We start from the raw sequence: 13,195 nt of genomic DNA on the forward strand, positions 1-13,195 counted from the left end.
TATCCTCTACCACTCTATATTTTCAACTGAAACAGGATTTTCATTTACTTTAACACTTCTAACCTTTGCATCTTTAATACTTATAACTCTATCTGCAATTGGTGAAAGAGCTGAATTATGAGTTATAACAATTACTGTTGTTCCTGTATTTTTACATGTATCTTGTAATGTTTTTAAAATCTGTTTTCCTGTTTTATAGTCAAGAGCACCAGTTGGCTCATCACATAGAAGTAACTTAGGATTTTTAGCTATAGCTCTTGCTATAGATACTCTTTGCTGTTCTCCCCCTGATAATTGAGATGGAAAATTATCTTTTCTGTGACCAAGCCCAACTAACTCAAGAGTTTTATCAACATCTAAAGCATTCTTTGAAATTTGTGTAGCAAGTTCCACATTTTCTTTTGCAGTTAAATTTTGAACTAAATTATAAAACTGGAATACAAATCCTACATCATATCTTCTATAATTTGTAAGCTGTTTTTTATTAAACTTGGATATATCAACGTTATCAATAATTATCTTACCTTCATCACAAGTATCCATTCCCCCAAGTATATTTAGTACAGTTGTTTTACCAGCACCACTAGGACCTAGAATAATAACAAATTCTCCTTTTTCTATAGAAAAGTTAATACCATTATTTGCTACAATAGTATTTTCCCCAACCTTATATATTTTGTATTCATCTATTATTTTTATATATGACATCTATACCTCCCCTATCTATATGGACTATTAAATACTAAATGTTATTAAATAGACACCTTGTTTGCTTAATGCTATAATACTAAGTATAAATAATATATAAACTAGTTACAATAATCATATATTTTCATATTGTTATTAAATAGACATTTTAGTTATTTTTGTTCATTTAATAACATATAATTTAAAATTGTTTTAATAAATAAAAAGGATGGATTACATGGCAGGAGTTAAAGGAAATAGAAGAATTTTATATACAAAAAAAGTAATTAAGGAAAGTTTACTTGATCTACTTCAAGATAAAAAAATTCATCAAGTTACTGTTACTGATATATGTAAAACTGCAAATATTAATAGAGGAACTTTTTATACTCATTATAAAGATGCTTATGACCTACTTAAATCAATGGAAGATGAATTATTTAATCAAATACTAGAATATATTGAAGAGACTCCAGTTGAAGATTATAAAGATATTTTATTACTTAAAGCTCTTGAATTGATTAAGGAAAATAAAAAGTTGTGCAAAATATTATTCTGTAAACATATAGAAACTAATATTATGGATCGTATTATTTATATAGCAAATAAGGCTGAAATAGATAAGCTCATTAGTAGTTCAAAAGTTGATGATGTATTTTTAGATTACTTTATAAAATACAATGTAGGAGGAGTTTTTGCAGTTGTTCAATCATGGATAGAAAATGATTTAAATGAATCTCCTCAAGAAATAGTTAATCTTATAAATAATATTAGTGCTTTTCAGCCTTAATATTTTAGTATGAATTATTATATTGTTTTTATATAAATTTTTTAAAATATAAAAAATACTCATATCCTTTTAATATGAGTATTTTTAAATTTCAATAGTTAAGATGAAAGACACCTCAGTTACTTCTTACAATCTATTTATTTTTTATCTCACTAATAATTTCATAAAGCTTCTTACCTAATATTTCATGAGCTTTATTTGAAAGATGCATATAATCATAATCACTACAAATTGCAAAAGGTGATGGATCAAAGAAATGACATCCATTTTCCTTAGCCACCTTCTCATAAAGAGGAATTATTTTATAAGACTTTTCAGAACAGCTTTTTCCCATAGTATAATAGCACTCAGCATTTTTTATCTCTTCTCTAATTGGAAGAGGAGCTACTACTAATATATTAGGCTTACTATTTCTAAAAGCTACCTCGCAAAACTTAGCCTTTTTTATAAGTCTATCAAGCCCTAATGATATAACTTCAGCACTTGCTCCAAATCTATCCTTAGTATCATTAGTACCAAGCATAATAATAAGTAAATCAATAGGCTCATGAGTCATAAGGGTAGGAATTATAAAGTCAAGTCCACTTAATCCTTCATATAATGGGTCGTCAAATACAGTAGTTCTTCCACTTAACCCTTCTTCTATAACATAATCACTATCTCCAAGAAGGTTTTGTAAAATTCCTGTCCAACGTTCATTTCTTTCATACCTTTTCCCATTTTCAGGATTATATCCATGTGTATTAGAGTCACCGAAGCATAAAATATTCAAAATATCACCTACCAATTTTTAGTTTCTTCTATAGTTCTTTTAATATCATTGTATAAGTTTGCTAACTTTTCATCTTCACAGCTTACAGGTAAAAATGGAAGTCTAGGTACTCCGATATCCAGTCCATCTAGCTTAATTAGGGCTTTTATACAACCATATAATGAACCAAAACTACACATTCTATACACATATTGAACCATTGTTGCTTGAAGTTTTTTAGCTTTTTCAAATTCATTTTTTCTTATTAAATCTTCAAGCTTTAAATATAATTCTGGCATACCTGCATAAGTACCACCAATTCCAGCATCTGCACCCATCATTCTTCCTGCTAGATATTGTTCATCAGGACCATTAAATACTAAGAAATCTTCTCCTCCAATAGCTTTGAATCTTGCTATATCATGAGCTGGCTCTGAAGAACATTTAACACCCATTACTCTTTCATTTTCACACATTTTTTTAAGTAATCCATCTGATAAGTTAAATCCTGTTAGTTGTGGTATGTTGTATATAAAAAATGGTAAGTTGCTTGCTTTAGTTATCTCATTCCAATGGGTATATACACTTTCCTCACCTAATCTATAATATACACATGGAACTGCTGATGTTGCATGAGCTCCACATTTTTCAGCATGACCTGCAAGTTCACATGAATGTTTTGTACTAGCACACCCTACATGAACAATTATAGTCATTTTATCTTTTACTTCTTCACAAACTGCTTCAACTACTGCCTTTCTTTCTTCATTGTCAAGTAAGAAACCTTCTCCAGTACTTCCACATACATATAGATTTTTTATTCCTTTGTTATATAAATAATTAACTAATTCTCTAGTTTTTTCTAAATCAACATCTCCATTTTCTTTAAATGGTGTATTAAGTGCTACTGTAATATTTTTAAATCTCTCCATATTGTAATTCATCTTTATTCTCCCCTTTTAATAAGTAGTAAAGTGCACCAATTATACCTGCATCATTTTTTAATTTAGCAGGTTCTACTTTTAAATCTTTTGCAAAATTTTTCATAGCTCTTTCTTTAACTAATTTTCTTAGCTTATCTATAAATAGTTCTTTTTGCTCACTTACTGCCCCGCCAATTAAAACTATATCAGGATTAAAAATATGCACCAAAGATACAACTCCACAAGCTACATCTTCTATCCATCTATCTACTATTTCTTTCATTTTTTCATTATGATTTATTTGTTCAAATATTTCTTTTCCATTTATATCATTAATATCTAATTCTTCTTTTACTCTCTTTATTAAAGCACTCATAGATGCATACTGTTCATAGCAACCAGTGTTTCCACAAGTGCATTTTTTTCCTTTATTATTTATAGAGAAGTGACCTAGTTCTCCACCTATTCCTAACCTTCCATTTAAAATTTCACCATTTACTACTATTCCACCTCCAACACCAGTTCCAATAGTAATCATAACTATATTTTTAGAATTTTTACCATTTCCTAAGAATAATTCTCCTAGTGCTGCTGCATTTGCATCATTTATTACAGTGGCTTTTACTTTATACTTTTCTTCTATTTTTTCTTTAAATTTTGAACCTTCGTAGTTTTTTATATTTCCACCTGTTCCTATTACTTCACCTTTATTTACATCTATTTGACCTGTAGCAGATACTGCTACTCCTTTAAAGCTTTCTATCTTATTATCAGCTAAAAATTTATCAGTTTCTTTTAAAACTGTATCTATTATTGGTGTTTTATAATTATCAAAATTAACTGGATACTTATCACTAATTAAGATTTTCCCATTTTCATTTACAATTGCTATTTTTAAAGCTGTTCCTCCTATATCAAGTGCTAAATAGTTCATTTTAAATTTCTCCTTTAGCTGCATTTATAAATCTTTGTGCAATTTCTAAAGGTCTAGTTATAGCCCCACCTACGACAACAGCATAAGCACCAGCGTCTAACATTTCTTTTGCTTGATATGGATAGTGTATCTTTCCTTCTGCTATTACTGGTATGTCTATTTCTTTAGTTAATTTTTTTACTAATTCTAAGTTGTTTATATTTTCTTTTATACTTTGAGGAGTATATCCATTCATAGTAGTTCCAACCATATCTACTCCACATTTATATGCATTAATTCCTTCTTCATATGTTGATATATCAGCCATTAGTATTACATCAGGATACTTTTCTTTTATACTTTTTATAAAATCATTTATAGATTCATCATTTAATCTCTTACTAAATGTACAATCTAATGCAATTACATCACTTTTAGCATCTACTAATTCATCTACTTCTTTCATAGTAGGTGTTATGTATACTTCACTACCTTCATATTCTATTTTTATAAGCCCTATTACAGGAAGTCCTGTTTCTTTTTTTATTGCTATGACATCTCTTACACTATTTGTTCTTATAGCTGGACTTCCAGCCATTTTTGCTGCTCTTGCCATTAAATACATTATAGATTTTTCTTCTACATATAGTGGTTCATTAGGAAGTGCTTGGCAAGATATAACTACACTTCCTTTTATACTTTTAAATATTTCTTCTTTATTCATTTAGCACACCTTCTTCCATTTCCATTGATGCTACATGACAAGCTACAAAATGTTCTTTTCCATCAATAATATAAGATTTCATTTCTGGCTCTTCTAATTTACAAACATCCATACAATGTTTACATCTTGGATGGAAGAAACATCCGCTTGGTGGATTCATAGGACTTGGAACATCCCCTTCAAGGACTATCCTATCTTTTTTATGATTGATATCTGCTACTGGTATTGCTGACAATAATGCCTTTGTGTATGGATGTAGTGTATTTTTATATAAAGATTTTGCATCTGCAAGTTCTACTATTTTTCCTAAATACATTACTGCTATTCTATCACTTATGTATTCTACAACACTTAAGTCATGTGTTATAAATATGTATGTTAAATTGTGTTTTTCTTTAAGGTCTTTAAGTAAATTTAATACTTGTGCTTGAATTGATACATCTAGTGCTGATACAGCTTCATCACATATTACTAATTCAGGATTTATTGATAAAGCTCTTGCTATACCTATTCTTTGACGTTGCCCCCCAGAGAATTCATGTGGATATCTATCCATATATTCTCTTCTCATATTTACGGCTTCAAGTAAATCACCTATTATTTTTCTTCTTTCTTCTTTTGATTTAATCCCAAACTTTTTAAGTGGGTCTGATAAAGATTGATATATTGTAAATGAAGGATTTAATGAAGAATGTGGATCTTGAAATACTATTTGTATTTTCTTACGAGCTAAATCCATTTCATTTTTATTAAGCTTAATTAAATCTCTTGGTCCATCTTCAAAATTATATATTATTTCTCCATCTGTGGCTTTGTATAACTGAAGAATTGTTTTTCCTAAAGTAGTTTTCCCGCATCCAGATTCTCCAACTAATCCTAATGTTTCTCCTTTATATATTTCTAAATTTATATCATTTACTGCTTTTACATAAGTTTTTGCTTTAGAAAATGTTCCATTCTTTACAGGGAAATAATTTTTAACACCTTTTAATGTAAGTAATACTTCTTTAGACATTTAAAGCCACCTCCTTGCATTTTATACATCTAACCATATGAGTACTTCCATTTACAAATTCCTCTTCTGGCATTTTTTCATCACATTCTTTAGAATAATAATCACATCTAGGAGCAAACTGACATCCTGGTGGTCTATCAAATGGATCTGGTGTAGCTCCCTTTATAGGATTAATATCTTGGTCAGCACCTTTTCCTAGTACTGGAATAGATTTAAGTAATGCTTTAGTGTATGGATGACTTGGATTTTCTAAAACTTCCTTTGCGCTACCACTTTCAATTATATTTCCCATATACATAACAGCCACATCATCTGCTAATTCACATACAACTCCCATATCATGGGTAATTAGCATTATAGCTGTATTATATTCTCTTTTTAATTTCTCCATTAATTCAAATATTTGTGCTTGTATTGTAACATCAAGAGCTGTTGTTGGTTCATCTGCTATTAGTACTTTTGGATTACAACTCATAGCCATAGCTATCATTGCCCTTTGTCTCATACCACCTGAAAATTCATGTGGATATTGGTCTATTCTTTTTTCTGCAAGAGGTATTCCCATATCTTTAAGTAGCTTTAAAGCTCTTTCTTTTGCCTCTTTTTTAGATATATTTTCATGACTTCTAATCATCTCAACTATTTGCCACCCAATTGTATAAACAGGATTTAGTGCTGTCATTGGATCCTGAAAAATCATTGCTATATCTTTTCCTCTAAGTCTTCTCATTTCTTTTGAATTTTTTTCTAACTTATGTATTTCAATATCTTTTCCATCTTCACTATGATAAATTATTTCTCCCTCTTCTATTCTTGAAAACTTAGGAAGAAGTTGCATTATTGATGATGCTGTAACACTTTTACCACATCCACTTTCTCCAACTATACAAAGTGTTTTACCTCTTTTTATTTCCATTGATACACCATTTAAGGCTTTATTGCATCTATTATTTGCATAAAAATATGTTTTAAGATTTTTGACTGTGATAATATTTTCCATGATCTTTCCCCCTATTCAACACTTGTTGGATCTGTAGAATCTCTTAAGCCATCTCCTACAAAGTTTATACTCATAACAAATAGTGATATAACTATTCCGACAGGTAACCACATCCACCAATTATTTTGAAGTGTAAATAAATCTTGTGATGCATTTAATATGTTACCCCATGTTGGTATTTCAAGAGGTACACCAAGTCCTAAGAAACTAAGTGCTGCTTCTTCTAGTATAAACATTGCAGTACTTAAAGTTATATTTACTGATATTGGCCCTATGATATTTGGTAGCATATGCTTATAGCATATAACAAAATCATTAAGTCCAAATACTTTTAATGATTGTACATACTCTTCTTCTCTGATAGATAATATTTGTGATCTTGCCATTCTAAATACGCTTCCCCAACCACAAATAATAAATATTATTATTATATTAAAAGCACTTTGGCCTATTATTGAAACTAACATTAACACTAATATTAATTGTGGGAATGACATAAATATTTCAGATATTCTAACTAATATTTTGTCTATTAGTCCACCCTTATATCCACTATAGCATCCTAGCAATACTCCTATTACTGCACAACCTAATGCACTACCAAATCCTATTAATATAGATAATCTTCCACCATATAATATTCTTGAAAATATATCTCTACCTATTTTATCTGTTCCTAGTATATGTTCACTAGATGGTGGCTTAAGTATATTTGACATATCAACAGCTAACGGGTCATGTGGTGTTAATAATGGTGCAAATATACAAGCAAGTAATATAAGTAAAAATACTGCAATCCCTATCGTTGTAAGTTTATTTGAAATTAACTTACTTACTACTCTACTTTTTTGTTTTTTAAAAGTTTTATTTTCTTCTCTTTCTTTAATTTTATCAAATTTATTATTTAATCTTTTTTTAGGTGATAAAGTAATCATAATATCCTCCCTATTTCTCAAGTTTTACTCTAGGGTCTAAAACAGCAGTAAGTATATCAACTAATGTACTTGCTATTAAAACCATAGTTACAAACATAAGTGCTACAACCATGACTAAGTTATAATTTGCTGCTCTTATTGCAGTGTTAAATACATTTCCAACTCCTGGCCACTGAAATATTGACTCTATAACTACAGAACCTGCTATTAGTGTAGGCAATCTAAAACCTATTAAAACTATAACTGGTGTTAGTGAAACTCTAAATCCATGAATTAAGTTAACTCTCCATTCTGGAATTCCTTTACTTCTAGCTGTTTTTATATATTCTTTATTCATAGTATTTAACATACTAGTTCTTGCATAACGCATAACTCCTGCAGTAAGCGATAAACCTAGTACTGTAGCAGGCAATATTAAATACTCTATTCTATCTATAAAGCTTTCAAGGCCTGGTGCTGTTCTACCTCCTACTGGGAGCCATTCTAGATTTAATGCAAATATTAATATAGTTACCATACCAAAGAAAAATTGTGGTATAGATACTCCTATCATACCTGCAACTGTCATAACATTATCTCCTATAGAACCACGCTTTATAGCGCCTATTACTCCTAATATACTACCTAAAACTGTAGAAATTAAAAGTGCTGCAACTGATAATTCTAAAGTTGCTGGTAATGTATCTTTTATAATATCTATAACTGCTACACCACTACTTGAGCTATATCCAAAATTACCTTGTAGTAATTGTATTAACCATTTAAAATATCTAATTACAAAACCATCATTTAAACCATAAGCTTCTCTAAGTGCATTTAATTGTTCTGGCGATAATCTTGCTAAAGATTCTGGATCCATTAAATGAGATACGGGATCTCCTGGAGTTAAATCTAGTAAAAAATAAATAATAAATGTTATTATTAATAACATTGGAATCATTCCAAGCACTTTTTTTAATATGTATTTTAGCATTTACTACCTCCTTATAATAAAAGGGATGTATAATTAAAATTATACACCCCCTCTGTTTATTACTCAGCTAATGTCCATTTGTGAATATCCCACTTATAATTAAATTGTGGGTTACCAAATGTTTCAGGCATACCTTTTATCTTATCGCTTGTCATAACAAATATTGGTTGGTAATATAAAGGCATTACGAATAATTCTTCATTTTCATATTTTTGTAATTCAAAGAATGCTTTTCTCTTTTCTTCTGGATCTATTGTTTTTGTATTTTCTATTAATTTATCTAATTCAGGTGTTCCTGGTGTATGTGAGTTTAGTTCAGCACCTGTTTGATATCTATCATAGTACTCATGCATTGAAAGTGCAGCAGTTGCAGCATAACATAAATCAAAATCAACTGCTGAAGGTCCATTTACAGGATCTTCTGGTAATGCCCATAATAATGAAGCTAAATCACCTTCAACTAATCTAAATTCCATTTTTATTCCAACTTGAGATAAGTAGTTTTGTATTATTGCCATTAAATCAACTGTTTGTTGATCTGTATAATAATAAACTACATCTAAAACTGTGTTTGGATCCCAGTTAGCTTCTTTTAATAATTCTTTAGCTTTTTCTGGATTATACTCATAATTATTTAATCCATCAACTTTATCAGGTCCATTTGGAGTTAAACTATTTGCAGGTAGTGCTGCACCCTCAAATATACCATCAAGTATTTTATCCATATCTAAAGCATACATTATAGCTTGACGAACTCTCTTATCTGCTAATGGTGCAGCTGATCCATCTTTTTTCTTAAACTTATTTGCAAAGAATAATCTTGTATATCTAACATCTACAGTATCCATATTGATACCTTTAGTACCTTCAAGTGCTTTAACATCTGCTATATTTTTAGTGTATGAGTAGTCAAGAAGTCCAGCTTTAGCATTTGTTACTAAGTTTGGATCACTGTCTCCAGGACTTGGATTTAAGTGCATATTAAATGCTGGTTTACCATCCCAATACTTATCAAATCCAGCTAAAGTTGTGTAATTACCCATTTTTACTTCATCTACTTTAAATGGCCCAGAACCTATTGGATTTCTAAAGAATTCTGATTGTTGGAACTTAACAGGATCAACATTTTCAAGATGCTTTTTAGGAAGTGGTGCAAATTGTGTAAATGTAAGTAGAGCATCTGGTGCTAATTTTTCAAATTTTATTTCTATATTATTTCCATCTATTACAATACCAGATATTTCATCTGCCTTTCCATCTATGTAATCAGTTGCTCCTTCTATAGATTTAAAAGTATTTCCAAATACATTGTTTAAAACTGTCGTCTTTAAACTGTATTCTATACTCCATTTTATATCTTCTGCTGTTATAGGCTCTCCATCATGCCAGAATATATTATCTCTTAATACAAACTTAAGGTTTTTTCCATCTTCTGACATTTCATAAGATTTAGCTAATTGACCTTCCCCTGGTATTGGGTCTAATTTTTCATCTGCAAATATTAACCTATCATATAAAACTTTGTTGTAAACGAAAGTACCTGGATTTAACCACGGCGCTTCGAAAAATTCTTCAGGTCCTCCATTTGCATAAAGAGTGTTTGCTGCTGCTTCTTGCTTTGTTGAATTTTCCCCCTGTGATTTTTCTTCTTTTCCGCCTGTACTAGCACATCCAACTAGGTTTAGCGTTAGCATTGAAGTTACAAGCAAGCTTAATAGCTTTTTTTTCTTCATAATATCATCCCCTCTTTTTTAATTATAAGAAAATATAAATTTCCTATCTTATGAATAACTTAAAATGTTTCGCTTAGATTCATCTAAATTAAAGCGAATTTTTTATTTTATCAAGGTATTTTCTACCTAGTAAAACCAAATTAGATTAAAATATTTTCTTCATCATACTTAAATAATGCATTTAAAGTATTTACCTTTTTTTGATAATAACTCTCTATTTTTATAAAATAGGTATATAGTATATCTATCATTACTAAAATAGGAAATTGAGGTGATATGCAATCTCCAGCTTCTAGTGCATTTATAGTTGGAATTAATATAACTTCATCGCAAAAACTCGATAAATGGAAAGAATTATTTGAAGTGATCATAATAATTTTAGCTCCATTAGCCTTTGCTATCCCTATTCCTTGAAGAATTTCTTTTGTTGTACCACTTAACGATATAGCTATAATAACGCTTTCCTCATTAGCAAGTGAAGATAACATTTTTATTCTATGTGAATCATATACAGCTTCAATATTTAACCCTAACCTCATAAACCTTAGATGAACTTCTTCAGCTGCAATCCCAGAACTTCCCATTCCGAAAACGCAAACCCTCTTAGATGTTGTTAATAGGTGAGCAACTTCTTTCATTTGATTTTGATTTATCATCATATGACAACTATCTAATAAATCTTGATATGTATTAATAACTAAATTAGAAATTTCTTCTCTATTGTATTTACTAATATTTTTCTCATATTCAAATATGAATTCTCTAAAACCTTTATATCCACATTTTTTCGCAAACCTAGATAAAGAAGCTTCTGACACAAATAGCTTTTCTGATACTGCTTTAGATGAAAGCTTTTGTATTTCTCTATTATTTATAAAAAAATTGGCTATAGTTCTTTCTACATTAGTAAATTTATCATATCTTGACTTTAGATTTTTCAAAACAGTATTATCAGAATATTCCATACCATCCGTCTCCTTTTCATTAGGTAGTCAAGCTATTATATTCTTAAATCATTTTATTTATTTAATTCTATACTATAAGTGTATATAGATATTAATTCAATCGCAACATTTTTGAAAGATTTTGAAAGAAATTTTAAATATTTTTCAGATTTTCTATAAAATAAAGATTTATTAGATGTATTTTTTCTAAATTTTAGAAATTACTTTCATTCATTTGGCTTGTCCATAAAGATTTTTGTGTTATTTAGTAAAGAAAAAGTGCATTTAGTAAAATTAGTAAATTTTGCTAAACGCACTTTTTTGTTTAAAAATTTAAATTTATATCTTTTTTTAATTTTCCTTTTTCTCATAATTTAATATAGCTTTATAACGGTCAATATACTTTTCTTTTTCACCTTTTGAAACTTTAAAATAATCATTTTCTCCAGGTATTATAGTTAAACAATTATCCTTAAAATCGGCATTATCAAATTTTAATGTAGTTGGAACATCACTTCCTATAGCATTTGAATAGCAAATCACTTTTTCTTTATCCATAATTATAAACTGATACATATCATCACTTTCAGCAATATTTAAAAACTTATATCCTGCCTTTTTGTATATTTCATCTCTAGGAGTACCTGGTTTAAATATATACATTTTATCCCATTTAAAAGGTATCTCATCCTTAAGACTTATAACTTTACCTTCTTTACCTTTATCTAGTAGAAAACTAGTTTCACCATAAAACATTCCATGATTGTTACATAGCATATCTAAGTTCTTTTTAACATTTTCAAACTGAACTATATTACTAGACTTATTTATTACATCCCATCCATTTTTATCTTTTTTTAATTTTATATCAATTTTTGAAATACACTCACCGTGTTTTCCTGGTTCTGTTACTATAACAGTTTGTCCATCTTTGTTTTTATAGTCATGTTGTTTTATTTGAACATGGTTATGTCCAGCAACTATCGCATCTATTCCAGATACATTTTGAGCTAAGTCTTGTATTCTATTTCCTGGGTGTTTTGGTTTTTTAGGTCTTTCTCCACTATGTACTACTGCTACTATAACATCTGCATGGTCTTTTTCCTTCATAACTTTTACCCATTTATTAGCATCTTCTACTAAATCATTCATATAAAGTTCTCCATTGTATCCCTTTTGATCTTTTAACTCTAAAGATTTAGCTTTTACTAGCTTTTCTCCATCCCATTCTTTAGATTCTCCTACTTCTTTTAGAGTAAGTCCTAATATTCCAAGTTTTATATTACCTTCTGGTGTTTTAATTTCTTTTATAACGTATGGTTTTGTGTAGCTTTCTCCATTTTTCTTATATGTATTTGCTGATAGTACACTTATTCCTTGCTTTTCAAAGTCTGATATCATATTATCTAGACTAGTCTTGTTATTTGATACAAACTCATGATTTCCAAGAGTTACTGTGTCAAACCCAGCTTCTTTCATTTCTTTCGCTAAAGGAATTTCTATATAATCTGCATTGTTATTTTTATAGTTTTTACTCATTTGGTCATAATATTTTAACATATCTCCAGATGTTCCAAATCCAGAATCTAGAAAATCCCCTGCGTCTACTACTACAGTATCTGGATTTTCCTTCTTTTGTTTTTCTATATAAGAAACCATTTCATTAGGTATTATTCCATGTAAGTCAGTTGTTGCAAGTATATTTAAATCTACTGACTTAGTAGAACTGCATCCTATTATTAATAAAGATGAAATGCTTATTACTGACCATAATATTTTTCTCTTTGAAAATAATTTACTCATCCTC

The 13,195-nt window shown here is 29.2% G+C and carries 13 protein-coding genes; 1 reads left to right on the forward strand and 12 read right to left on the reverse strand.

The annotated features are described in order from the left end of the window. Positions 1 to 6 precede the first annotated feature (6 nt). On the reverse strand, positions 7 to 708 hold the full coding sequence (locus I4U66_RS06170; protein WP_092925539.1) for an ABC transporter ATP-binding protein: 702 nt from the start codon (positions 706 to 708) through the stop codon (positions 7 to 9). Positions 709 to 925: 217 nt separating this feature from the next. Between I4U66_RS06170 and I4U66_RS06175 the strand changes: the two genes are divergently transcribed. Next, entirely contained in the window at positions 926 to 1,477 is a 552-nt protein-coding gene (locus I4U66_RS06175; protein WP_092925537.1) for a TetR/AcrR family transcriptional regulator, read from the forward strand. A 133-nt stretch (positions 1,478 to 1,610) separates the two neighbouring features. On the opposite strand, the gene I4U66_RS06180 is transcribed toward I4U66_RS06175, so the two are convergent. From I4U66_RS06180 to I4U66_RS06230, 11 genes are all read right to left on the reverse strand, one after another. Further along, positions 1,611 to 2,249 carry an SGNH/GDSL hydrolase family protein gene (locus I4U66_RS06180; protein WP_207733571.1) on the reverse strand — a complete coding sequence of 213 codons (639 nt, stop codon included), beginning with the start codon at positions 2,247 to 2,249 and terminating at the stop codon, positions 1,611 to 1,613. An 8-nt stretch (positions 2,250 to 2,257) separates the two neighbouring features. Beyond that, complete coding sequence (locus tag I4U66_RS06185; RefSeq protein ID WP_195928605.1) at positions 2,258 to 3,172, reverse strand: dihydrodipicolinate synthase family protein; 915 nt, start codon at positions 3,170 to 3,172, stop codon at positions 2,258 to 2,260. Beyond that, positions 3,147 to 4,085, reverse strand: a complete 939-nt coding sequence (locus I4U66_RS06190; RefSeq protein WP_092925533.1) for an ROK family protein — start codon at positions 4,083 to 4,085, stop codon at positions 3,147 to 3,149. The genes I4U66_RS06185 and I4U66_RS06190 overlap by 26 nt, the downstream gene beginning before the upstream one ends. Position 4,086: 1 nt before the next feature. After that, positions 4,087 to 4,788, reverse strand: coding sequence for an N-acetylmannosamine-6-phosphate 2-epimerase (locus tag I4U66_RS06195; RefSeq protein WP_092925531.1), 702 nt, complete (start codon positions 4,786 to 4,788; stop codon positions 4,087 to 4,089). Then, positions 4,781 to 5,803 (reverse strand): ABC transporter ATP-binding protein, encoded by a 1,023-nt coding sequence (locus tag I4U66_RS06200; protein ID WP_092925529.1) that lies wholly within the window; start codon positions 5,801 to 5,803, stop codon positions 4,781 to 4,783. Before I4U66_RS06200 ends, I4U66_RS06195 begins: the two co-directional genes overlap by 8 nt. Then, complete coding sequence (locus I4U66_RS06205; RefSeq protein ID WP_092925527.1) at positions 5,796 to 6,803, reverse strand: ABC transporter ATP-binding protein; 1,008 nt, start codon at positions 6,801 to 6,803, stop codon at positions 5,796 to 5,798. The genes I4U66_RS06200 and I4U66_RS06205 overlap by 8 nt, the downstream gene beginning before the upstream one ends. 11 nt (positions 6,804 to 6,814) lie before the next feature. Beyond that, positions 6,815 to 7,738 (reverse strand): ABC transporter permease, encoded by a 924-nt coding sequence (locus I4U66_RS06210; protein WP_092925525.1) that lies wholly within the window; start codon positions 7,736 to 7,738, stop codon positions 6,815 to 6,817. Positions 7,739 to 7,748: 10 nt separating this feature from the next. Beyond that, on the reverse strand, positions 7,749 to 8,711 hold the full coding sequence (locus I4U66_RS06215; RefSeq protein WP_092925523.1) for an ABC transporter permease: 963 nt from the start codon (positions 8,709 to 8,711) through the stop codon (positions 7,749 to 7,751). Positions 8,712 to 8,770: 59 nt separating this feature from the next. After that, a complete protein-coding gene (locus tag I4U66_RS06220; protein ID WP_092925521.1) occupies positions 8,771 to 10,444 on the reverse strand; it encodes an ABC transporter substrate-binding protein in 1,674 nt (557 codons plus the stop codon). A 140-nt stretch (positions 10,445 to 10,584) separates the two neighbouring features. Continuing rightward, entirely contained in the window at positions 10,585 to 11,409 is an 825-nt protein-coding gene (locus tag I4U66_RS06225) for a MurR/RpiR family transcriptional regulator (RefSeq protein ID WP_092925519.1), read from the reverse strand. A 330-nt stretch (positions 11,410 to 11,739) separates the two neighbouring features. After that, on the reverse strand, positions 11,740 to 13,191 hold the full coding sequence (locus I4U66_RS06230) for a metallophosphoesterase (RefSeq protein WP_195928606.1): 1,452 nt from the start codon (positions 13,189 to 13,191) through the stop codon (positions 11,740 to 11,742). Between the last annotated feature and the right edge of the window lie 4 nt (positions 13,192 to 13,195).

It is taken from the genome of Romboutsia sp. D33t1_170424_H2, assembly GCF_015669105.1.
Classification (GTDB): Bacteria; Bacillota; Clostridia; order Peptostreptococcales; family Peptostreptococcaceae; genus Romboutsia_C; species Romboutsia_C hominis.